The 22,291-nt window shown below is 69.7% G+C and carries 25 protein-coding genes; 23 read left to right on the plus strand and 2 right to left on the minus strand.

All coding sequences use genetic code 11. The features are described from left to right. The first annotated feature begins 1 nt into the window (after position 1). The 10 genes from coaBC to VGB24_RS10795 all read left to right on the plus strand — a co-directional run bounded on the left by coaBC (position 2) and on the right by VGB24_RS10795 (position 12,033). The gene (gene coaBC, locus VGB24_RS10750) at positions 2 to 1,240 is read left to right on the plus strand and encodes a bifunctional phosphopantothenoylcysteine decarboxylase/phosphopantothenate--cysteine ligase CoaBC (protein WP_331072942.1); all 1,239 of its coding nucleotides are present in this window, start codon (positions 2 to 4) and stop codon (positions 1,238 to 1,240) included. Beyond that, positions 1,237 to 2,154 (plus strand): uracil-DNA glycosylase family protein, encoded by a 918-nt coding sequence (locus tag VGB24_RS10755; RefSeq protein WP_331072943.1) that lies wholly within the window; start codon positions 1,237 to 1,239, stop codon positions 2,152 to 2,154. The genes coaBC and VGB24_RS10755 overlap by 4 nt, the downstream gene beginning before the upstream one ends. A 74-nt stretch (positions 2,155 to 2,228) precedes the next feature. Continuing rightward, entirely contained in the window at positions 2,229 to 5,609 is a 3,381-nt protein-coding gene (gene dnaB / locus VGB24_RS10760) for a replicative DNA helicase (protein ID WP_331072944.1), read from the plus strand. A gap of 20 nt (positions 5,610 to 5,629) precedes the next feature. Continuing rightward, complete coding sequence (gene radA, locus VGB24_RS10765) at positions 5,630 to 7,012, plus strand: DNA repair protein RadA (RefSeq protein WP_331072945.1); 1,383 nt, start codon at positions 5,630 to 5,632, stop codon at positions 7,010 to 7,012. Continuing rightward, the gene (gene ispD, locus VGB24_RS10770) at positions 6,987 to 7,694 is read left to right on the plus strand and encodes a 2-C-methyl-D-erythritol 4-phosphate cytidylyltransferase (protein WP_331072946.1); all 708 of its coding nucleotides are present in this window, start codon (positions 6,987 to 6,989) and stop codon (positions 7,692 to 7,694) included. The genes radA and ispD overlap by 26 nt, the downstream gene beginning before the upstream one ends. A gap of 208 nt (positions 7,695 to 7,902) precedes the next feature. Next, positions 7,903 to 9,312, plus strand: a complete 1,410-nt coding sequence (locus tag VGB24_RS10775; RefSeq protein WP_331072947.1) for a competence protein CoiA family protein — start codon at positions 7,903 to 7,905, stop codon at positions 9,310 to 9,312. Between the two features lie 79 nt (positions 9,313 to 9,391). Further along, a complete protein-coding gene (locus VGB24_RS10780; RefSeq protein WP_331072948.1) occupies positions 9,392 to 9,943 on the plus strand; it encodes a low molecular weight protein arginine phosphatase in 552 nt (183 codons plus the stop codon). After that, a complete protein-coding gene (gene aroE / locus VGB24_RS10785) occupies positions 9,940 to 10,794 on the plus strand; it encodes a shikimate dehydrogenase (protein ID WP_331072949.1) in 855 nt (284 codons plus the stop codon). The genes VGB24_RS10780 and aroE overlap by 4 nt, the downstream gene beginning before the upstream one ends. Positions 10,795 to 10,860: 66 nt before the next feature. Next, entirely contained in the window at positions 10,861 to 11,577 is a 717-nt protein-coding gene (locus VGB24_RS10790; RefSeq protein ID WP_331072950.1) for a hypothetical protein, read from the plus strand. A gap of 69 nt (positions 11,578 to 11,646) precedes the next feature. Continuing rightward, positions 11,647 to 12,033, plus strand: coding sequence for a VOC family protein (locus VGB24_RS10795; RefSeq protein WP_331072951.1), 387 nt, complete (start codon positions 11,647 to 11,649; stop codon positions 12,031 to 12,033). Positions 12,034 to 12,079: 46 nt separating this feature from the next. Here VGB24_RS10795 and VGB24_RS10800 read toward each other — a convergent pair whose 3' ends face one another. Continuing rightward, positions 12,080 to 12,361: a hypothetical protein gene (locus VGB24_RS10800; protein WP_331072952.1), complete on the minus strand. Its 282-nt coding sequence runs from the start codon at positions 12,359 to 12,361 to the stop codon at positions 12,080 to 12,082. A 155-nt stretch (positions 12,362 to 12,516) separates the two neighbouring features. Between VGB24_RS10800 and VGB24_RS10805 the strand changes: the two genes are divergently transcribed. From VGB24_RS10805 to VGB24_RS10860, 12 genes are all read left to right on the plus strand, one after another. Continuing rightward, positions 12,517 to 12,873, plus strand: coding sequence for a hypothetical protein (locus tag VGB24_RS10805; protein ID WP_331072953.1), 357 nt, complete (start codon positions 12,517 to 12,519; stop codon positions 12,871 to 12,873). A 65-nt stretch (positions 12,874 to 12,938) separates the two neighbouring features. Then, a complete protein-coding gene (locus VGB24_RS10810) occupies positions 12,939 to 14,489 on the plus strand; it encodes an NAD(P)/FAD-dependent oxidoreductase (protein WP_331072954.1) in 1,551 nt (516 codons plus the stop codon). A gap of 142 nt (positions 14,490 to 14,631) precedes the next feature. Continuing rightward, positions 14,632 to 14,871, plus strand: a complete 240-nt coding sequence (locus tag VGB24_RS10815; protein ID WP_331072955.1) for a DUF433 domain-containing protein — start codon at positions 14,632 to 14,634, stop codon at positions 14,869 to 14,871. A 32-nt stretch (positions 14,872 to 14,903) separates the two neighbouring features. Beyond that, complete coding sequence (locus VGB24_RS10820) at positions 14,904 to 15,335, plus strand: hypothetical protein (RefSeq protein ID WP_331072956.1); 432 nt, start codon at positions 14,904 to 14,906, stop codon at positions 15,333 to 15,335. 145 nt (positions 15,336 to 15,480) lie between these two features. Further along, the gene (locus VGB24_RS10825) at positions 15,481 to 15,714 is read left to right on the plus strand and encodes a hypothetical protein (protein ID WP_331072957.1); all 234 of its coding nucleotides are present in this window, start codon (positions 15,481 to 15,483) and stop codon (positions 15,712 to 15,714) included. A 3-nt stretch (positions 15,715 to 15,717) separates the two neighbouring features. Further along, the gene (locus VGB24_RS10830; RefSeq protein ID WP_331072958.1) at positions 15,718 to 16,134 is read left to right on the plus strand and encodes a type II toxin-antitoxin system death-on-curing family toxin; all 417 of its coding nucleotides are present in this window, start codon (positions 15,718 to 15,720) and stop codon (positions 16,132 to 16,134) included. Between the two features lie 163 nt (positions 16,135 to 16,297). Beyond that, complete coding sequence (locus VGB24_RS10835) at positions 16,298 to 16,873, plus strand: Panacea domain-containing protein (protein WP_331072959.1); 576 nt, start codon at positions 16,298 to 16,300, stop codon at positions 16,871 to 16,873. 111 nt (positions 16,874 to 16,984) lie between these two features. Further along, complete coding sequence (locus tag VGB24_RS10840; RefSeq protein ID WP_331072960.1) at positions 16,985 to 17,299, plus strand: hypothetical protein; 315 nt, start codon at positions 16,985 to 16,987, stop codon at positions 17,297 to 17,299. A 337-nt stretch (positions 17,300 to 17,636) separates the two neighbouring features. After that, on the plus strand, positions 17,637 to 18,038 hold the full coding sequence (locus VGB24_RS10845; RefSeq protein ID WP_331072961.1) for a GntR family transcriptional regulator: 402 nt from the start codon (positions 17,637 to 17,639) through the stop codon (positions 18,036 to 18,038). Next, positions 18,035 to 18,964, plus strand: coding sequence for an ABC transporter ATP-binding protein (locus VGB24_RS10850; RefSeq protein WP_331072962.1), 930 nt, complete (start codon positions 18,035 to 18,037; stop codon positions 18,962 to 18,964). The genes VGB24_RS10845 and VGB24_RS10850 overlap by 4 nt, the downstream gene beginning before the upstream one ends. After that, complete coding sequence (locus tag VGB24_RS10855) at positions 18,961 to 19,860, plus strand: hypothetical protein (RefSeq protein ID WP_331072963.1); 900 nt, start codon at positions 18,961 to 18,963, stop codon at positions 19,858 to 19,860. Before VGB24_RS10850 ends, VGB24_RS10855 begins: the two co-directional genes overlap by 4 nt. Before the next feature lie 108 nt (positions 19,861 to 19,968). Further along, positions 19,969 to 21,450 (plus strand): serine hydrolase domain-containing protein, encoded by a 1,482-nt coding sequence (locus VGB24_RS10860; RefSeq protein WP_331072964.1) that lies wholly within the window; start codon positions 19,969 to 19,971, stop codon positions 21,448 to 21,450. Positions 21,451 to 21,513: 63 nt separating this feature from the next. Here VGB24_RS10860 and VGB24_RS10865 read toward each other — a convergent pair whose 3' ends face one another. After that, entirely contained in the window at positions 21,514 to 21,687 is a 174-nt protein-coding gene (locus tag VGB24_RS10865; protein ID WP_331025233.1) for a hypothetical protein, read from the minus strand. Positions 21,688 to 21,889: 202 nt separating this feature from the next. Between VGB24_RS10865 and VGB24_RS10870 the strand changes: the two genes are divergently transcribed. Next, complete coding sequence (locus VGB24_RS10870) at positions 21,890 to 22,117, plus strand: hypothetical protein (RefSeq protein ID WP_331072965.1); 228 nt, start codon at positions 21,890 to 21,892, stop codon at positions 22,115 to 22,117. Positions 22,118 to 22,291: the final 174 nt, after the last annotated feature.

Raw genomic sequence — 22,291 nt, forward strand, 5'->3', positions numbered from 1 at the left:
GATGCCCGGGTCTCGCGCGCCCCGGCGCCCCTTCGCCGGGCGCCGCGTGGTCCTGGGCGTCACTGGCGGAATCGCCGCGTACAAGGCCATCGCCATCGCCCGCGACCTGACCCTCGCGGGCGCTTCCGTCGACGTCGTCCTCACGGAGGGGGCGATGGAGTTCGTGCGTCCCCTGTCGTTCGAAGCGCTCACCGGCCGGCCCGCCCACGTGTCCATGTATCCCGCCGGCGACCCGCTCCTTCACATCCGCCTGGCGCGCGACGCGGACTGCATCGTCGTGGCTCCCGCGACCGCGAACTTCCTGGCCCGCGCGGCCAACGGCATGGCCGACGACCTGCTGACCGCCACGCTGCTGGCCACGGAGGCGCCCGTCGTGCTGTGCCCGGCCATGAACGACCGCATGTTCGCCCACCCCGCCACGCAATCCAACCTGGCCCGCCTGCGCGAGATCGGCTACCGCATCGCCGGGCCCGCCGTCGGGCCGCTGGCGTGGGGCGAGGGCGAGGGCCCCGGTCGCATGCTGGAGCCGGAGGAGATCGTCGGGCACGCGGGCCGGGCGCTGGAGGGCGCCACCGGCCTCGCCGGGCGCCGCGTCGTCGTCACGGCGGGGGGCACGCGCGAGGCCATCGACCCCGTGCGCTACGTGGGCAACCGCTCGTCGGGGCGGATGGGATACGAGATTGCCGCGGCGGCGTGGCGGCGCGGTGCGGAGGTGGTGCTGATCGCCGGCCCCTCGCACCTGCCCGTTCCCGTCGGCGTACAGCTGCGGCGGATCGAGACGGCGGCGCAGATGCTGGAGGCCGTCCGCGACGAGCTGCCCCGGGCGGACTCGCTGGTGATGGCCGCCGCCGTCGCGGACTTCCGCCCCGCGGATCCCGCCGCGGACAAGATCAAGAAGGAAGCGGGCGGCGTCCCCGAGATCCGCTTGGAGGCGACGGACGATGTGCTGCGCGCCACGCGCGATGCCCGCCCGGCGGGATGCGTCGTCGTCGGGTTCGCGCTCGAGACGGCGGACGCGGTGGAGAACGGGCGCCGCAAGTTGGATGGGAAGGGACTGGACCTGCTGGTGGTGAACGATGCGACGGAGCCGGGCGCCGGCTTTGAGGTCGACACCAACCGCGTAGTCCTCCTCGCGCCCGGGGTGCCCGACGAGGCCCTTCCGCTGCTGCCCAAGTCAGAAGTGGCGGACCATATCCTTGACCGCGTGGAGCAGGTGCTGATGGCGGGGCGCGGCGCGTGAACGACGCGCGCGACCTCCTGCGCTCCTGGTTCCAGCAGCGCCGCGAACTCGGGGACGACGAGCTGGTGCTGGACCAGCTGTCCGTCGCCGAGCTGAGAGAGATCGTCTCCGATCGCCCGGTGCGCGGTGCTCGCCCGGTGGATGCCGCTGAGCCCGCTCGTGCTGTCCGCCCGCGGGAAGCCGCCGAACCTCGTCGTCCGGTGGAAGCGGCGGAGCCCGTCCGCGCCGCCACGGTCGACGTGCCGGTGCCCGGGATCGTCGAGACGCACCGGCGCGCGGGCGCTCCCGTCCCGGGTACCACGCCGCATCCACCGTCTCCGCTGGCCCCCGCGCGCTACGCATCCGCGGAGGAGATCGCCGCGCTACCGGTGCTGAACGCCGTGCGCGAGATCGCCCTGGGCTGTCCGCGGTGCGGGCTGGCGAAGACGCGGACGCACGTGGTGTTCGGCGAGGGAAGCGAGACCGCGGACGTGATGGTGGTCGGCGAGGCACCGGGGCAGGAGGAGGACCGCAGCGGCCGGCCGTTCGTGGGTCGCGCGGGGCAGCTGCTGGACCTGCTGCTGCTTTCCTCCGGCTTTCAGCGGGCTGACGTGTACGTCTGCAACGTGCTCAAGTGCCGCCCGCCGCAGAACCGCAATCCGCAGCCGGATGAGGTGGATGCCTGCTCGCCCTACCTGCTCCGGCAGGTGGAGCTGGTGAAGCCCCGGGTGATCCTGGCGTTCGGCGCCTTCGCCGCGCAGACGCTGCTGGGAACGGACATCACCATCGGCAAGCTGCGCGGCCGCACGCACCAGTACCGGGGGATTCCGCTCGTTCCCACCTATCACCCGGCCGCCTGCCTGCGGCACCCGGCGTGGGTCCGCTCCGTGTGGGAGGACCTGCAGCGGGCGCGCGACGTTCTGGAGGCGGCCTAGGCCGCGGACCAAGCAGTGATCCGCTCACGCGGAATCTTCTGATCGAATTCGCTCTTTAGCAGTACCGGAGCCGCATGTCCATCGCATCTCCCTTCGTTCCCAAGGTGGCCGCGCCGCCGCCGCCCCCGTCGGCGTTCGCGGACCGCTCTCCCCCGTATTCCGCCGAGGCCGAGCTGGCCGTGCTGGGCGGAATGCTGATCGACGCCGACGCGCTGACCAAGGCCATCGAGGTCGTCGACGACACGATGTTCTACCGCGAGGGAAACCGCCGCGCCTTCCGGGCGATGCAGCGGATCTTCGAGCGCGGGGACGTGATCGACGCGCTGACCCTGGCCGAGGACCTGCGCAACCACGGCGACCTGGAATCGGTGGGCGGCATGCAGTTCATCGCGTCCATCATGGACGCGGTGCCCACGGCGGCGAACATCGAGTACCACGCCAAGATCGTTCGCGAAAAGGCGCTGCTGCGCCGGCTGATCGAGGCGGCGACCACCATCATCCAGGACACGTACGACAATCCTGGCGAAGTAGACGAGCTTCTCGACAAGGCCGAGCACAAGATCTTCGAGGTCGCGCAGACGCACGACCGCAAGGGCTTCGTGTGGATCAAGGAGATCCTGTGGCCCACGTTCGAGAAGATCGAGGCGCTGCAGAACAACAACTCGTCGGTCACGGGCGTCCCCACCGGCTTCGCGGACCTCGACGAGTTGACGGCCGGCTTCCAACCCAGCGACCTGATCATCGTCGCGGCCCGTCCGTCGATGGGAAAGTGCCTGTCGTGGGATTCGGAGATCGTGCTCGCGGACGGCAGCGTGGCGACGATCCAGGAGATCTACGAGCGCCGCGAGGCGCGCCTGCTGACGCTGGGAGAGGACTGGAAGCTGGGGATCACCGAGCCCAGCGCGTTCGTGGACGATGGCGAAAAGCCCGTTTTCCGCGTCACCACGCGCCTGGGGCGGCAGATCGAGACCACGCTTACGCACCCGTTCCTGACCATCGGCGGATGGATGCCGCTGGGCGAGATCGGAGTGGGCGACCACGTCGCGGTGCCGCGCACCATTCCGGTATTCGGTACCGGAGAGATGCGCGAGTCCGAGGTGAAGCTGCTCGGCTACCTGATCGGCGACGGCGGGCTCACCGGGACCAATCCCCGCTTCACCAACTCCGACGCACGCGTTCGCAACGACTTCGCGGATGCAGTCGCGGAGTTCGGCGGCGTGTCGGTGACGATGGAGGATTCGCGCGGCACGCGGACGCCGTACCTGAGCGTGCGTCGCGACCGCGCGGTGACGCATGCAGCGCGCGAGTCCGCGCTGGCCTCCGTCGTGGCGATGATGCCGGTTGAGCGTGGAGCCGGCGTGCGCGTCGCCGCCGAGGTGGGCGTCAGCACGGCGTTGGTCAGCCACTGGGCCCGCGGGCGATCCGTCCCCAGCACGGCCAAGCGGCGGGCGCTCGCGCAGGCAATTGGGGTCGACCTCGTGGCGGATGAACAGCTCGATCGTAATCCGCTCGTCTCGTGGCTGGACGAGTTGGGGGGGAAGGGCGCGGCGGAGAAGTCCGTCCCCGCAGGCGTGTTCTCCCTGCGCGCCGACCTGGTCGCGCTCTTCATCAACCGCCTGTTTGCGAGGGATGGCTGGGCGACGGTGCTGGCGAGCGGCCAGGCGCAGCTGGGCTACGGCACCGTCAGCGAGCGGCTGGCGCGGCAGATCCAGCACCTGCTGCTGCGCTTCGGCGTGATCGCGAGCCTGCGCAAGCGGATGGTGCGCTACCGCGAAGAGCGCCGTCCATCGTGGCAGCTCGACATCACCGACGCGCGGTCCATTCGAACCTTCGCTCGTGAGATCGGGATCTTCGGCAAGGAAGCGGCGCTGGACACGGCCGTTCGCGCCGTGGAATCCAAGCGCTACCAGACGAACCGCGACTTGATCCCGGTCGGCGTGTGGGATCGAATCGAGCGTGCGAAAGGTGGCGAGTCGTGGGCGTCGCTCGCGCGCCGTGCGGGGATCGCGGGATGGACGAACATCCACGTCGGCGAGCGTGCGCTCTCCCGCGACCGCCTCGCCAAGCTGGCGGATGCGCTCGACGATGGGGAACTGCGGGCGCTGGCCGCGAGCGACGTGTACTGGGACGAGGTCGTATCGATCGAGCCACTCGGGCTCAAGCAGGTGTACGACCTGACCGTGCCGGGGACGCACAACTTCGTGGCGAACGACGTGTGCGTGCACAACACGGCGTTCACCCTGAACATCGCCCAGCACGCCGCCATCTCGGCAAAGAAGCCGGTCGCGTTCTTCTCGCTTGAAATGAGCAAGGAGTCGCTGGTGCAGCGCGTCCTCTGCGCCGAAGCGCGCGTGGACGCCAGCCGCCTGCGGCGCGGGCGCCTGCTGGACGACGAGTACGCGCGCCTGGCGACCGCCGCGGGGTATCTGAACACCGCGCCCATCTACATCGACGACTCCGCCGGCATCTCGGTGCTGGAGATGCGCGCCAAGGCCCGCCGCCTGAAGTCCGACCGGCAGGACCTGTCGCTGATCATCGTCGACTACCTGCAGCTGATGACGGGCGGCAAGGGCAAGACGGAAAACCGCCAGCAGGAAGTGTCGGAGATTTCGCGAGGCCTCAAGGCGCTCGCCAAGGAGCTGGACGTCCCCGTGGTCGCGCTCTCGCAGCTCAGCCGCGCCGTGGAACAGCGCCCCGACAAGCGGCCCATGATGTCGGACCTGCGCGAATGCGTGACGGGTGACACGCTCGTGGTCCTGGCGGACGGCCGACGCGTGCCTATTCGCGATCTGGTGGGCACGACGCCGGAGGTGATTGCCGTGATTGACGATCACTCCCTCGTGCCCGCTCAGAGCGATCTTGTGTGGTCAGTCGGAACGAAGCCTGTATTCCAGGTCAGCCTCGCTGACGGAAAGCAGATTCGCTGCACGCTTCAGCATCGGTTGCTTGGGCGCGGGGGGTGGCAGCGTCTTGGGGATCTGAGGATTGGGGATTGCTTGGCCGTGGCGGACGCATCCACGCCGACTCAGTCCGAGTTGGCTACGAGTGCTGATCACTGGGCAGCCCGCGGTGGTCTGGCGGTTCTGGAAGCCCCAGCCGTCGCGGCGGAAAACCTCGCCATGGGATGGGCCGAGATTACCGAGATCGTCTCCGCAGGCGAAGAAGAGGTGTTCGACCTGACGGTTCCCGGGCCGTCGTGCTGGCTGGCCGATGGTATCGTCAGCCATAACTCCGGCGCGATCGAGCAGGACGCCGACCTCATCATGTTCCTCTACCGACCCGAGTACTACTTCGGGCCGACGGACAAGGAGGGGAACAACATCGAGGGCCGCGCCGAGGTCATCATCGGCAAGCAGCGCAACGGCGCCACCGGCACCGTCCAGATGATGTTCCTCAAGGAATTCACGCGGTTCGAAAGCTACTCGCCGCGCAACGACGGGCCGCCGGAGTACTGACCGCGGCGGAAACTGACGGAATGGCGAAGACGAAGACGGCGTACTTCTGCCGCGAGTGCGGCAACGAGACGGCGCGGTGGCAGGGGCAGTGCCCCGGCTGCCACGAATGGAACACGCTGGTGGAAGAGCCCACCGCGCCCCGCAAGAGCAAGGGATCTGCGGGGGGCTCGTCCGCGCGCGCGTCGGGCGCCGGCATCTCGGCGCCCGTGCGGCTGCGCGACGTGGAGGGTGCCGAGCGCCCGCGCTGGGCCACCGGGCTGGCGGAGTTCGACTTCGTCCTGGGCGGCGGCATCGTTCCCGGCTCCGTCGTGCTCGTTGGCGGCGAGCCGGGGATCGGCAAGTCCACCATCCTGCTGCAGGTGGCGGGGCGGCTGGAAGGCGCCCAGCGGAGCACGCTGTACGTGTCGGGAGAGGAGTCCGCGCACCAGGTGAAGCTTCGCGCCGACCGGCTGGACGAGGCGGCCGGATCGGTGACGCTGCTGGCGGAAACGGACCTGGACGGCATCCTGATCCGCGCCGCCGAGCTCAATCCCGCCGTCCTGCTGATCGACTCCATCCAGACTGTCTATACGCCGGAGCTGGAGGGCGCGCCCGGCAACGTGGGCCAGGTGCGCGAGTGCGCGGCGCGGCTTCAGCGCTTCGCCAAGCAGACCGGGACGGCGGTTTTCCTGGTGGGCCACGTCACCAAGGGCGGCGGCATCGCGGGGCCCAAGACGCTGGAGCACATCGTAGACACGGTGCTCTACTTCGAGTCGGCGGGCGGGCTGGACAACCGCGTGCTGCGCGCCACCAAGAACCGCTTTGGCGGGGTGGACGAGATCGGCGTGTTCCGCATGACCGCGGCGGGGCTGTCCCCCGTCGGCAACCCGTCGGAGCTGTTCCTGGGCGAGCGCTCCGACGCCGTCCCCGGCTCCGCTGTCGTGGCCACGATGGAGGGCACGCGGCCGCTCCTCGTCGAAGTGCAGGCGCTGGCGGCAAAGGCCGCCTACGGCGCGCCGCAGCGGGTGAGCACGGGCATCGACCAGAAGCGGCTGGCGCTGCTGCTGGCCGTGCTGGAAAAGCGCGCGGGCCTTCACTTCGGCCAGTTGGACGTGTTCCTGAACGTGGTCGGCGGGCTGCGGCTCACCGAGACGGCCACGGACGCGGCGGTGGCCGTAGCGCTCGCGTCCAGCGTGTTCGACCGTCCGGTGCCCTCCGACACCGTGGTCATCGGCGAGCTGGGGCTGGGTGGCGAGCTGCGCCCCGTCGGCCAGATCGAGCGGCGGCTGACGGAGGCCGCGCGCATGGGTTTTCGCGCCGCGTACCTGTCGCCGCGCGCCGTTCCGCAGTCGGTGCCGCCCGGCATCCGCGCCATCCCCGTCGAGGACGTCCGCACCCTTGTCGACCGCATCTTCGCCGCCTGACGCGCCTCGCGCCGCCGCCGTGATCGTCGCGGGCGGCTCCGGGCTGCGCTTCGGCGGGCCCGTGCGCAAGCAGTACCTTGAGATCGGCGGCGTGCCGGTGCTGCTGCGCGCCATCCGGCCCTTTCTCGCGCATCCCCGCATCGGCCAGGTGGTCGTCGTGCTCCCACCGGAGGACGTGCTGCACGCGCCCACCTGGCTGCTGGACGTGCCGGTGCGGATCGTGGCGGGTGGCGCGGAGCGCGGCGACTCGGTCACGAACGGTCTCGCGGCGGTGGAGGATGCCGAACTGGTGCTCATCCACGACGGCGCGCGTCCGTTCGTCAACGGCGGGATCATCGACCGCGTGCTGGATGGATGTGTGGCGGGAGGAGCCATCGCTGCCGTGCCCGTGACGGACACCATCAAGCAGGTGGATGCGGAAGGCGCCATCACCGGCACGCCAGACCGGCGTACACTGTGGCAGGCGCAGACGCCGCAGGGCTTTCCGCTCGCCGGGCTGCGGGAGGCGTACCGCCGCGCGGCGGAGGAGGGCATCGCGGCCACGGACGACGCGGCGCTGTACGAGCGCTACGTGGGCCCGGTCCGCGTGGTGATGGGCTCGTACCGCAACTTCAAGGTCACGCGCCCGGACGACCTGCCCATCGCGGAGGCGATCGCGGCCGAGACGCGGGACGCCACCTGATGCACGGAAGCGCACGCTGACCGACACGCCGGAGCCGAGTCCCCGCCCGGGGCGGCCGCGCGAGGCACGGCTGGCCTGGGCCTACGTCGCCGAGGCGGAGGCCGGTGCCGCCGCGGCCCACGCGCCGCGCCTTGCCTCCGCCCGCCAGCGGTTCCGCCGCGGCGCGGATCGGCTGGATCCCACCGGCTCGGACGCGCCGTTCCTGCTGGTGCCCATCACCAGCTACGCCCACCTCCCCCGCGGCCATCGCCCCGAGGCGTTCTGCCCCGTCTGCCTGGAGCGCGTGTTTCTGCATCTGGGCACGCGGATGCGCCACCACTACGCGCACCGTCCCGAGGCGGAGTGCGCCGCGGCACGGGGCGAGGGAGCGCTGCACCTCTCGGCGAAAATCCACATCGCGGAGCGCCTGGCCGATGGCGGGAAGGGGCTGACGCTGCGGCCCATCTGCGCCCGCGTGCCGGAGGACCGCACGACCGACCGCTGTCCCCCCGCGCCGCTGGACACGTGGGATATCGCATGGGACGACGTGCGGATGGAGAGCACGTTTCCGTCCCTGCGCGCGGACGTGATGCTGTTCCGGGACGGCGTGGAGGTCGGCGCGATCGAGATCTACGCGCATCATACGGTGGATGCGGAGAAGGCCGAGAAGTATCGCCGGCTGGGGCTGCCGTGGATCGAGGTGCCCGCGCGGGGTGTGATCTCCGAAGCGGGAATCGGGTGGACCGTCGACAAGCCGCTGGCCGTGCTGCAGGACAGCCGACATCCGGAACCCTGGCGCTGCGGCCGGCACGAGGCGCTGCACGTGGGGATGCTGGAGCACCAGCGTTCGGGTGTGCACCGGATGGCGGGTCGCGTGGTGCACATCTACCGATCAGATGGGGGCCGGTCGAAGGGGGAGACGCGGGTGCGAGCGACCGCCGTGTACATGATGGAGCGCCGCGAGGGCGGCGAACTCGCCGAGGCGTGGTTGGAGCGCGACGACACCGAGGGGCGCATCGGCTTTCCCATGCGCACGCGGGACCGCGACGACGCCCGCCGCGCGCTCCACGCGCAGTTCGCCGGGTGGGTGCGGTGGATGCGCGAAAACCAGGGCGCCACGGTCGATTCGCCTATGCGCTGGGCGCCGCCGCGCACGCTGGAGGGGTGGAAGAAGTCTACCTCCTTTCCCCAGCGCCTGCGGTGGGACCCGCACCAGGGCTCGTTCGCCGCCGTCCCCAACCTGCCGGCGAGCTCGTGGCCGCGTGTACCGCGAGGGGATCCGTACGTGGCCGATCCCGTCCTGGGGCTGGACGGCTGCACGTGGACGCAGCTTCACCCCGGAAAGCCGCCGGTGATGCACGCTGTGGCGGGTGCGGTCTGGGGCACGCTGCGCATCCAGGCCGGACGCACCGGCGCGGGCGAGGAGACTGCGTACCTGTCGGCCTGCGTGCACGACGGGGAGCGCTGGCGCACGTGCGATGGCGCTCCGTACGTGGCGACGCTCGCGCCGGAGCCGGCCCAGGATTGGGTGCAGCTGCTCCAGGAGTGGGTGCGGCGGCTGGCGGAGCTCGAGCCGCCGGCCGTCCAGGACGGGCAGGCCGCCGTGGACGTGCTCGGGGCGTTGCGGTCCGGCTGCTGACGGGATCGGCGCCTTGTCGCGCGGAAGCCTGCGCCGGGTTGGACGCGGCGCGCGAAAGCCTGTAGATTGGCGGGCTTCCATGGCCCGGCGCCGCGCCGAGCCCATGCCACCGGCCGCGAGCGTGGGACTGCAGATGACCGAGCAGGCGAGCCCGCCCACTACCACCTACAACCTGCTGTTCGTCTGCACGGGCAACACCTGCCGCTCGCCCCTGGCGGAAGGCATCGCCCGGGCGGAGCTGCAGCGCCGCGGCTGGGCGAACGTGCAGGTGAAGTCGGCGGGGGTGTCGGCGCACCCGGGCGTGCCCGCGTCGGCCGAGGCGGTGACGGTGGCGCGGCGCCAGGGCGTAGACCTTTCCGCGCACGCCAGCCAGCCGCTGACGCCCGCCCTGGTGAGCTGGGCCGACGTGGTGCTGACGATGGGCCCCTCGCACCTGCCCAGCGTCGACCGGATGGGCGGCGCGGAAAAGGCGGCGACGCTCGGCGACTTCGCCGCGGGCGGCGAAGGGCTGGGGCCGTCGGTGCCCGACCCGTTCGGCGGGCCGGAATCCCTGTACGAGGAAACGTTCAGCGAGCTCCGCGGGCTGGTGAGCGCCGCGCTGGACCGGCTGGCGCCCATCCTTCACCCGTGACGCCCACGGCCGCCACCCGCCTGTTCGCCCTCCTGGGTGATCCCGTCGGCCACTCGCTCTCTCCCGTCTTCCAGAACGCCGCCATCCGCCACCTGGGGCTCGACGCCGTCTACGTCGCGCTCCGCTGCGCCGCGGACGACGCGCCCGGCCTGATCCGCTCTCTTGCCCGTACGGGCGGTGGCGGAAACGTGACCGTGCCCCACAAGCAGGTTGCCGCGCGCGCCGTCGACGTCGTCAGCGACCGCGTCGTCCGAACCGGGGCGTGCAACACGTTCTGGTTCGCGGAGGGCCGCGTGCACGGAGACAACACCGACGTCGCGGGGGTGGATGGGGCCGTCCGCGCGCTCTTGGGCCGCTCGCCGGTGGGCGCGTCCGTGCTCCTGCTGGGCGCGGGCGGTGCCGCGAGCGCGGCCGTCTGCGCGCTGGCGGATGCGGGCGCGGAGCGGATCGTCATCGTCAACCGCACGCTGGAGCGCGCGTCGGAACTGGCGGAGCGATTCCGCACGCCGGCCATGCGCATCGACACGGCCACGTCCGCGGACGATCTGCGGGGCGAGCGCTTCGACCTGGCGATCAACAGCACTTCGCTGGGCCTGAAGCCGGGTGATCCGCTCCCGCTCGATCCGCACGCGTCCACTTTGACAGTTGGCGCCGCGCTGGACCTTGTGTATTCGCCCGGCGAAACACATTGGGTGCATGAAATGAGGGTATGCGGCATCCCGGCGGCGGACGGCAAGGAGATGCTGATCCAGCAGGGCGCCGCAGCCTTCCGCCACTGGTTCGGCGTGGACGCGCCCGTGGATGTGATGCGCGCGGCGCTGCGGGACACATCCCGGCGAGACGCATCGTAGCGCGCCGCCAACTCTATCGACCGCCCTCTTGGACTCGCCCGCGTATCCATCAGCCTCGATCATCCGATGAACCCGTTCCACACCCGATCCGCTGCCGCACTCGTGTTGCTGGTGTCGTTGTCCGCCTGCGCGTTTGGCTCCATGCCGCCGATGCCCGTTCCGGAGGCGCTTTCGACAACTGACGCGTGGACGGTGGAGATGCGCCACGACCGGCAGAGGGTGCGCTACGGGTTCGGCCCGTACCGCGTGGCGAACGTGCGCTGGCACGACATCCGGCAGCGCGGCGGCGTGGTGGACGCGATCAAGGGAAAGCGGGAGTACCAGGAGCGCTACGAGTTTGCGTTGCGCGATTCCACCGAGGGGAGCGCCATCACGCGCGTGGAGTGCGACAGCCGGGATAGGGATCGCGGCTTCTCAATCGGCTCCATGGACATCGAGCTGGAGTCGGGACTGTCGCTGAACTGCCGCGTGTTCCCGGACGCCGATTCCGCCGCGCTGGCTGGCACGCTGACTCTCGCCGCGCGCAACGACAACGTGCCTCGCGGAACCATCGAGCGAGGCGAGGTGAAATTCGAGATCGCGGGCGAGCGCGAGCGCGGCGATGATGACGAACAGCTTCCGCGCGCTTACCTGGTACGCCGGGGCGAGACGCTCGTGGGGATGGTCGATCGCACGCATCCGGGCATCATCCGCGTCGCGCCGTCGCTGCCGCGCGAGGAACAGGATCTCGTCGTGGCAACGTTGATGGCGCTGCTGATGCAGCGGAAGCTGATCGAATCGTAGGCGGATGGACAGTCCACCACATCCGCACCCGCGCCCCCCGCGCCCCCTCGAACACGCGAGCATCGGCCGATGAACTCATCCCACAAGCCCGAGGGCTACAGCACCGTTTCGCCCTATCTGATCGTCAATGGCGCGAGCGAGACCATCGAGTTCGTCGTCCGCGTCTTCGACGGCGTCCCGTTGCGCCGGTTCGCGGACGAATCCGGCAAGCTGGTCCATGCAGAGGTGCGCATCGACGACACGGTGGTGATGGTGGCGGATGCGGTGCAGGGGTGGCCGCCAGTGCCGTCGCACGTGCACATCTACGTGGCCGACGTGGATGCGACCTACCGGCGGGCGCTGGAGGCCGGCGCATCCTCCGTCCAGGAGCCGGTGCAGCGGGACGATCCGGACAAGCGCGGAGGAGTGAAGGACGCGGGCGGCACCACGTGGTGGATCGCCACGAAGGTCGGTTGAGCCGACGAGCAGTTCCGTCTGCAGGCTGGGGTGTTCGAGTAGAAGCCTACACGTCGTCATCGTCGGCCTCAGCGAGGCTCAGACCTCCGCCGAGGCCCTTGGCGTCCGCCCACTCCAGTGCTGCGCGATACGCCTGCTTCAGGTCGTCCCTGAACTCCAGGATGGCCTCGGCGGTGCCGCGGTCCATCGGCAGGCCGTTCTCCGGGCCCTTGCGGCTCAACTCCAGCGAAGTCGTCGCGATCGCCTCGAACGCGCCGAACCGGAACTCCAGCATCTCCAGCAGCCGCAGCGGCGACGCGAGATCGCCCTGTGCGTTACGCGTTCTCATCGACGTTCCTCCTGAACTCTCGCTGTCCCTTGTAGCGCGATAGAGCCCGCCCTACCTTGTCCAGTGTACACTCTATCAAAGCGATCAAAGTGACCAGGCTAGTCTAGGCCTGAAAAGCCGGGGCGTCAATGGCCTCCGGTGAGCCGCGCATTTCCGTGCGCGTGCTGCGGCAGGCTGCGCGCGAAGCCATGGAGCGCACTTCCTCACGCGCCGTCGCCCGGGACGTGGACATGTCGCCCCTCGGTCTGCGCGAGTTCATCGCGGGTGCCGAGCCGAGAAGCGCGACGATCCGGAAGCTGACGGCGTGGTACATCCGCCAGCGCGAGCACGGGAGCGACGCGCCGGTCGATGCGGAAACCGCCGAGGCCGCCATCGCGTTCCTGCTGGAGCACATCCCCGCTCAACACCGCGACGACACGCGTGCCGCGCTGCTCGAGCTCATCCGGAGCAAGGGCCGGCAGGTTGGCGTTGCGTCTCCCGCCTGGATCGAGGATCTTGGAGGCAGGGGCTGAGGCGGCGCCGTCCCTCAACGGCGCGGATGGATCAGGCCCCTGAACCCCGTCGACCCTGCCCGCCCGTGCCTCAACTTCTCGCCCGTACCGAACGTCCCCGCCGCGACACGTCCACCCGGCCGGCCGACTTCGACGTCGCCGTGATCGGGGCCGGGATGTCGGGGATGACGGCCGCGCTGCTGCTGGCGAATGCCGGGAAACGCGTGGTGCTGCTGGAGGCGCACACCGAGCCGGGCGGATGCGCGGGATTCTTCCGGCGCGGCGCGTTCAGCTTCGACGTGGGCGCCACCACCTTCATCTCCTTCCAGCCCGGCGGCATCGGCCATGGCTTGCTGCGCGAGCTGGGCCTGCCCGCGCCGCCGCTGGAGCGCATCGGCACGTACACGCTGTGCCTGCCAGACCGCGACGTGGCCATTCCCGGCGACCCGGCGCGCTGGGTAGATGCGTGGGCCGGCGCGTTCCCGGAACTGGGCGACCGGGGCCGGCCCTTCTTCCGCGCCCTGGAACGCGCCGCCACCGACTTCTGGCGGATCGCCGGCGGCATTCCGTCGCTCCCGCTGACGAGCGCGCGCGACCTGGCGCAATCCCTTGCCGCGCTGCCGCTTTCCGCCATCCCCAGCCTGCGCTGGTTTTCCCGCACGTTCGCCGATTTCCTGGTGCACCACCGCATCCCGGAGCTTCCCGCCCTGCACGGTGCGGTAGACATGCTGCTGCAGGACACCACGCAGGCCGGGATGCACGAGGCGCCCGCGCCTTACGCGTTCCTGGGGCTCACGCTGATGCACCACGGCCTGTTCCGCCCCGTGGGAGGCGCGCAGGCACTGTGGCGGTACTTTCGCGACGCGTTCGAGGCGCGCGGCGGCGACTTCCGGAAGAAGCACGAGGTGGAGCGCATCGAGCGGCTGGACGGCGGATTCACCCTGCACTTCCGCCGCGGCAAGGCGCCGGTCCGGTGCCGCCAGCTCGTCTCCAGCATGCCCGTGTGGGACACGCACCGCATCGCGCCGCACCTGTTCCGGGGAAAGCTGGATCGCTTCCTGGGCCGCCGCGAGCACGTGGATGGGGCGTTCGCGCTGTACCTGGGGGTGCGCGACATCTTTCCCGCCGACGGGGTGCACCACTTCCAGTTCCTCCGGCGGACCGGCGTGCCCCTCTCCGACGGCAACAACTTCCTGGTCTCGCTCTCGCCACCGGGCGACCTGGGATACGCGCCCGCCGGGCATCGATCCGTGAGCATTTCCACGCACACCGATCCGCGGGAGTGGCACGCAATGGACGAGCCGGCCCGCATGGAGCGCGGACGGCGGATCGTCGGCTCGTTCATGGATTCGGCCGAGCGCCGCTTCCCCGGCTTCGCCGACGCGGTGGTGGCGCCGCACTTCTACCCGGCATCACCGCTCACCTACGGCCGCTTCACCCGACGCTACCTGGGGATGGCGGGCAACCAGCCGCTGGGCCTGGGCAACGCCGCGCTCCGCGCGATCCCCAGCCGCTTCGGCACGCCAGGCTTCGTGCAGATCGGCGACACGACGTTCCCCGGAGCCGGCACCGTCGCATGCATGCTGAGCGGCATCAACGCTTTCCGCGCCTGCACGGGCCGCGTGGTACGGGCGTGAGGTCGTGGCGCGGGGGCGCAGGCGCTCGTGAGTGATCGAGTCGATCGGGGGCGGCTGGGCTGATCGTCAGGGAACGCTTCCACTTTGCGGTGGGATAGCGTAGCATGGGTGTACCGAGGCGCGTCCAGATCAGGTGAAGAGCATGTCAAACGTGGGATTCGTCCACAGCCATCCCGAGATCATGAGCGGCACGCCGGTGTTCATGGGCACCCGGGTTCCGGTTCAGGCGTTGTTCGACTGCCTCGAAGAAGGCGGCACGATCGACGAGTTCCTAAACAGCTTTCCTACGGTCACTCGTGAACAGGCACTCGGATTCCTCGGCCAGTTAGCGGAAGGCAAGTATGATGAGGCATCGCATCACCGTCGTCCGGAATTCTCTTGAGGACCGCTGATCGTCTACTCGTACTTGGCGGGGTGCTCACGGCCGGGGCGGCCCTGCTGCACGTTGGGATCATCATCGGCGGTCCCGACTGCTACCGCTTCTTCGGGGCGGGCGAACGCATGGCGCGGATGGCGGCGCGCGGCTCAATCCAACCGGCGCTCGTCACCGCCAGCATCGCTGCAATCCTCGGTGTGTGGGCGCTCTACGCGTTTTCGGGCGCGGGTGTCATCCGCCGTCTCCCTTTCCTTCGCCTGGCCCTGACGCTGATCGCCGCGGTGTACCTGGCGCGCGGCCTTCTCGGCGTTCCAGCCGTGATGCTCGTGGATGACGTGTACACGAATCAATTGAGAGCGAAGCTGACGTTCATGGTGGTCAGTTCCGCCATCTGCATCGTGTTGGGCGTGTGCTACGCGATCGGCGCGGCACGGGCCTGGAAGACGGCGCCTGCGCTCGGGCCTGAGTAGCCGACATTGATCGGGGGCTGCAATCGACACGGCCGTGGCTGAGCAGGATCAGCCACGGCCGCTTCGTTGTTGAAGGAATCGTGGTACTTGCGGGTGGAACTATTGTTGCACATTGTTCATGAAAATCTACTCAACGGAGCACACGATGAAGGTTCTCACGAGCAAGGCGCGGCCGCAGGGCGGCTCGGTTTCCACTACCATCCCGACCGAGGCCGCCCGGAGAATGGGCTTGAACGCGGGAAGCGATCTGTTCTGGGTCGAGGATGGAATGGGCGGCTACCACGTCTCGCCCAGCAACCCGGAACGCATCGCGATGCTGCAGGCTCACGAGGAAATCATGGACCAGTACCGGGATGTCTTCGCAGCGCTTGCGAAGTGAGTCATGGACGAGCCGATCTGGATCGACTCCGAAACGCTGCTGATCATGCAGTCGCAGCAGATCGAGCGTTTCGGAGGCAAGGCCGGCGTGCTGGACCGGGGCGTCGTCGAATCGTCGGTCAACCGGGCCAGGAACCGGTTCCATTACGGCGAGGATGTGGACTTGGCAGACCTAGCCGCGGCTTACCTGTTCGGTTTTGCCCGATCCCAGGGCTTCGCGGATGGGAACAAGCGGATCGGCGTCGCCGCCTGTCTCGTGTTCCTGAAGGTGAACGGGCCGGCCCTCGACGTGCCCCCCGATGACCTCTACGCCGTAGCCATGGCTTTAGCAGACGAGCGCGTGAGGATGAGCGAAGCGCAGGCAGCATCGTGGATACGTAGTCATCGGACGGGAGACCGGCGTCCTGAACGCCGCGGCTGATTTGTCATCCGCCGTGGCGTTCGCTTTCCCCCTGCTGTCAATTCCAAACCAGACACAGCTGGTACGTAGATGTGGACGGGGGTTGCGCCCGTGAGAGAGAAGGTTTTTTGTTATCGCTGCTGATTGGCGAACCGGAACGCCCCTCTCGATCTGGTGTCTGAACATGGCGACGCTGAGCATACCGAGGGGAATGATGCGCACACGCTACCGCGAAGAAAAAGCGACGCAGGCAGCCGCCCGGCTCCTGGCGCTTCGTGGTGCGCCCATGAGCCATCTGAAGCTGATCAAGCTGCTGTACCTGGTCGATCGCGAGGCGCTGGTCCGGCTGGGGCGGCCGGTCACACATGATGCGTATCGCTCGATGCCTCACGGCCCCGTGCTGCGCGCAACGCTGGACCGGATCAACAAGCCCGAGGAGACGCCGGGTGCGTACTGGCACAAGTACATCGGCCCGAAGCAGAACCAGGAGGTGCGCCTTCTTTCTCGCGACGTGCCGAACGATCAGCTCTCGCCCGCGGAGGAGCAGCTGATCGACGACGTGTTCCAGAGATTCGGCCGCATGACTAGGTGGGAGCTGCGAGACTACACGCATACCCTTCCCGAGTGGCAGGACCCGCGCGGCTCCTCCCGCCCGATCGATCCCGCCGACATCCTCCGGGCTGAGGGGTTCTCCGACGACGACATCCGCGAGATCACGGCAGGCCTGGAAGCATCGGCCATTGCTGATACGCTGTTTTGACCTGTGCGTGTCCGGGCCGGTGACACTTTCATCCTGACTCGCGCGACGGGGCCTACGCCGCACTTGTGGGTCGTCCTGTGGGGGCCCGCCGGGACGTCGGACGCATACCTGATGGTGCATCTCGCGACGATGAAGCCGCACCTGGACCAGCGGGTCGTCATTCGCCCTGGGGAACACCCCTTCATCCTGCGGGACACGGGCGTGGCGTACGGGGATGCACGGCGGACCACGGGCGCCAAGCTGGAAGAGGCGCTCAGGACTCGCGAAGCAATCCGGAAGCAGCCGGTGAGTCCGCCACTGCTCGACACGATCCGCGACGGCCTGCTCACGTCTCCGCGTACTCCCCACGCGATACGGCGGATGGCGATCGAGGAGTTCGGAGCCCGAGATCCGGATCACGATTTATCAGCGCATGTGAGCAGTTGAAGCCCCGAACGGCGACGCGACAGCGCGCCGTCGGGGCTTTCCGCTTTTCCATCCGCGGGTTCACCCGCCGTTGGCCCACCCGCCGTAGGCCCACCCGCCCTTGGCCTCCGCCGCCGTTCGCCCACCCGCCGTTTGGCCTACCCGCCGTTGCTACCGGTCCGTAATTTCCCGCAGGGTCCTCGCCCGCGTCCTGCCGTCAGCGACGCGTACTCGTGGATCGCTGCACGCCTCTCCTCCCCACCCCGTCGCATCGCCGCCCAACAACAAGACCCTTGCGCAGTCCGCTACTTCCGATGTAGTGTTGCACACGAGTACATCACCGCAGCACGGGACTGTGATGCTGATCAACCTGGACCCACGCGATGCACGGCCGCTGTACCTCCAGATCATGGACGAGGTACGGCGCGCGCTCGTGGTGGGCACGCTCCGGCCGGAAGACCCGCTTCCCTCCGTCCGCGAGCTGGCCGCCGAGCTGGTGGTGAACCCGCGGACGGTGTCGCAGGCCTACCACGAGCTGGAGCGCGAGGGCGTGGTGTACGTGCGGCGCGGGCAGGGCACCTTCGTATCCGTCGGCGCCCAAGCCAACAGCGAAGAGCGGCAGGCGCTCGTTCGTGCGGTGGCCAAGCGGGCGCTACTGGAGGCGCGGCGCAGCGGGGTGGACGTGGAGGAACTCGTGACGATGATGCGCGAAGTGGCGGCCCGGGAAGAGGCCGCCGCCAACCAGGGAGCCGAGGCATGAGCCCGTCGATCCACTCTCAACCGTCACCGGGCGCGTTCGCGGTGGCCACGCATGGCCTGATCAAGCGGTACGGGCGCGAGACGGCGCTCGGCGGCATGGACCTGCGGGTGCCCGAGGGCGCGGTGTACGTGCTGGTGGGCGCCAACGGCGCGGGAAAGAGCACCACCTTCAAGATCCTGATGAACCTGGAGCGCGCCGACGCTGGCCGCGCCGAGGTGTTGGGGCTGGACAGCGCCGAGCACGGGCCGCGGGTGCGCGCGCAGATCGGCTACGTGCCGGAGCACCACGCCCAGAGCTATCGCTGGATGACGTGCGGCCGGGTGCTGCAGCATGCCGCGGCGTTCTACCCGTCGTGGGACGCGGGGTACGCCGATCACCTGTCCCGCAGCCTGGGCCTGCGGCTGGAGCGGCGGATGGGTGGGCTTTCCAAGGGCCAGACGCGGCGCGTGCAGTTGGTGCTGGCCCTGGCCCATCGCCCGCCGCTGCTGCTGCTGGACGAGCCCACGGACGGGCTGGACCCCGTCGTCCGCCGGCGCACGCTCACGCTGCTGGCCGAGCACCTGGCCGACACGCCCACCACCGTCCTGGTCTCCACCCACCACGTGCACGAGCTGGACACCCTGGCCGACCACGTGGGCGTGCTGAACGAGGGACGGCTTGTGGCGCAGATGCCGCGAGACGACCTGCAGCGCACCGTCCGCCGCTACCGCATGGAGGTGCCGGAGGGCTGGGTGCCGCCGCCGGAACTCCAGCCCGGCGAACTGCGCCGCTCCCGCGCCGGCCGCGACGCGCAGTGCACGCTGGTGGGCGAGGAGCGGGACGTGGTGGAGCGGCTGGCGGCGACCGGCGCGAACGTGCGCGACGTGCTGCCGCTGCAATTGGAAGACGCGGCGCTGGCCTTTCTGCCCGACGAGGTGACGCAATGACTGACCTGGCCCTTCATTCCACGCCCGGGCTGCGCGCCGTGGCCCGGGAGCAGGTCCGCGCGGTGGGCCTTTCCCTTCGGCTGCCGGCGCTCGCCGGGCTCGCGCTGCTGGTCCTGGCGACGCTGTTCGTCGGGGGCGAGGTGGTGCGGCACGGCGCCCGGATCGGCTTCCATCCCGAGCGGTGGATGCTGCCGGGGGTGCTCGGCGCGCTGCTGCCCCTGGCCGTCTGGTTCGGCGAAGACCGGTTCGGCGGCGCGTTCCTGTGGACGCTCCCCGTGGACCGCCGCGCCCACGCACTCGCCAAGGTGTTCGGCGGTTGGGTGTGGCTGATGGCCGCCATCGGCGTGTTCGTTCTGTGGCTGCTCGCGTTTGCGCTGCTTTCCGGCGGCAACGTCCTGGGCGCGGAGACCATGCACATGGCGACCCCGGCCACCAGCCTGGAGCCGTTCGATCCGGCCACGCTGCGGAGCGTTCGATGGGGGCCGGAACCCGTGCTGTGGCTGGTGCCGTTCACCGCCGCGACGGGCACGTACCTGCTGGCCAGCGCCCTGATGCTGGGCCCGCGCCAGCCCTGGCGGTGGGTCGCCGGGACCATCGCGGCCTTCTTTCTCCTGACCATCGCCATGGAGACGTCCACCACGCCGTGGCTGCGCGGCCCATTCTCGGACGTGTTCCAGGCACTGGTGTCCGGCCCGTACGGGCTGGAGGGGCTGCTGATCGCGCACACGGAGGGGCTCCGGGCGGAAGCCGACGTAGGCCCCGGCCAGTCGATCACCTACTGGCAGAGTCTTCCCGACCCGGGTGGTTGGGCCGCGGCCACGCTGCTCTGGCTGGCCGCCGGCGCCGCCGCACTCTGGGCCGCAGCCTCGCGCCATCGCGAACGACGACGCCCCTGACTCCTCTTCGCTGATCGGCGACGAGCCCGGCGACAACCTCGCGGACGTGGCGGTTCGCGCCCGGCGATGCGCATCACCATCAAAGTCCGTCCATCCACCGACGAAACCATGAATCGAACCAAGCTGCTCGTGGCCTTCGCGGCCCTCACCGCCTGCGCGCCCCAGCCACCCGCCGCCACGGCCCCCACGCCCGCCGCGCAGGACACGGCGCGCATCACAAACCTGTTCCGCGACCTGCGCCCGCCGCTGGAGATCGTGGGGCGGCCCGCCGTGCGCTGGACGCTGGAAGAGCGCATGGCGCACCACAAGGTGCCCGGCGTCAGCGTGGCGCTCATCGAGAACGGCCGCATCGCCTGGGTTCGCGGCGTGGGCGTGCTCGAGGCGGGCAGGCCGGACCCGGTCACCCCCGCCACGCTCTTCCAGGCCGCGTCCATCAGCAAGCCCGTCGCGGCCACGGCCATGCTGCGGCTGGTGGAGCGCGGCGCGTTGGACCTGGATGCCGACGTGAACAGCTATCTCACGTCCTGGCAGGTGCCCCGGAACCGCTATACCGAGGCGGAGAAGGTCACGCTGCGCCGCATCGTCAGCCACAACGCGGGCCTTACGGTGCACGGCTTCGGCGGCTACGCGCAGGGGGCCACCGTGCCCACGACGGTGCAGGTGCTGAACGGCGCGGCGCCCGCCAACAGCAGGCCCGTCGTGGCAGATACGCTCCCGGGCGCCATCGGCCGGTACTCCGGCGGCGGCTTCACGGTCATGCAGCAGCTGCTGGAGGATGTATCCCGCCAGTCCTTCGCCGACCTGATGCAGCGCGAGGTGCTCACCCCCGCGGGCATGCGGAGCAGCACCTACCGGCAGCCGCTCCCCGCATCGCGCCACGCCCAGGCGGCGCGCGGGCACCGTCCTTCCGGCGAGGTGATCGCGGGCGGCTGGCACATGTACCCCGAGCAGGCCGCCGCCGGGCTGTGGACCACGCCCACCGACCTGGCCACCTGGCTCATCGCCCTTTCCGACGCCTACGCCGGGCGCTCCACGTCGCTGCTTTCGCGTGAGATGGCGACGCAGATGCTCACCGTGCAGAAGGACGGCTTCGGGCTCGGCATGCAGCTGTCGGGGAGCGGCGCCACCTTCGGCTTCGGCCACAACGGCAGCAACGAGGGATATCGCGCCTTCGCGTACCTCTTTCCCGGGACGGGCACGGGGCTGGTCGTGATGACCAACGGCGACAACGGCGGCCCGCTGGCCCAGGAGCTCATCCGCGCCGTGGCCGCCGAGTACGGCTGGCCCCGGTTCCAGGCCGACAACCTGACGCCCGCCGTGCTGGATTCCGCCTCCCTGGCCGGCCTGGTGGGCCAGTACACGCTCGGTGATCCCAGCCGCACGGCGGGGGTGCGCCTGGAGGGCGGCAAGCTGGTGCTGCACGGTCCGCCCGGCACCGTCCAGGAGCTGGTGCCCGTGAACCCCACGCGCTTCGTGACGGCGCAGACGTACTGGCGCGTCGACTTCACCCGCGACGCCGCGGGCCGGGGCACGACCATCAAGGTGTTCCGCACCGGCGGCCCGCCGCTGGAGGGCCCCCGCGCGCCCTGAGCGGTCCGGCGAAGCGTGTACGAACGGCGGACCCCCGGCGATGCGCTCGCCGGGGGTCTCGTCTCATGCGGCGGTCAGCCGCCGCACCACTTCCTGCGCGCCCTTCTTGTAGAGCGTGATGCACACCAGGGCGCCGTCCGGGGCAATCACCATCCAGTTGCGATCCCGCTTCTTGATCACCCACACGCCGGGCGGAGGAGGCGGGGGAGGGAAGGGCGACTTCGGCTTGCGAGGCATGGGTCGGCTCCGTGTCTCTTGACCCTCGGGCCGCGGCAGGGCACCTATGGCGAGCGAGGCGGCCTTCGGGTCGGTTCGTGAACGAGGCTGGTCGAAACCTTCATTCCGGGAGAGATTCGGCCAGCCTTGCTTTTCGCCCTGCTGGATACAAATATACTGACGGGCTGCGGTTTGTCAATAATTTTATCGCCAAGAGGGAGACATGGATTTCAAGGCCGCCACCGATAGGCTCTCCGCAGCCAAGATCACCGCCGCCGACATCGCCGAGGCATGCGGCGTCGTGCGGAACAGCATCGCTCGCGCGCGTCTGGATCCGTCGAGTTCGGCCTTTCGTTCGCCACCCCCGAACTGGCGCTCGGCGCTGGCGCAGTTGGCGCGCAAGCGGATCAAGGAACTGGATTCATTTGCCAGAGAAATTGAGAGCGGGTAGAGCACACTTCCGCAATCAGCGGATTACCTCCTCAATTTGCACCATCTCCCACCTGCTTAGTTGCGGTACTATGCTACGGCATTGTTGAAGAAGTTGAGACTCCTCAATGTGACCGCGGCTGCTTCTGAACGAGGATCCGCCGATGAGCCTCACAAGTTTAACGGCGATCTCTCG

Source organism: Longimicrobium sp. (assembly GCF_036399935.1).
In the GTDB taxonomy this organism is placed as follows: Bacteria; Gemmatimonadota; Gemmatimonadetes; order Longimicrobiales; family Longimicrobiaceae; genus Longimicrobium.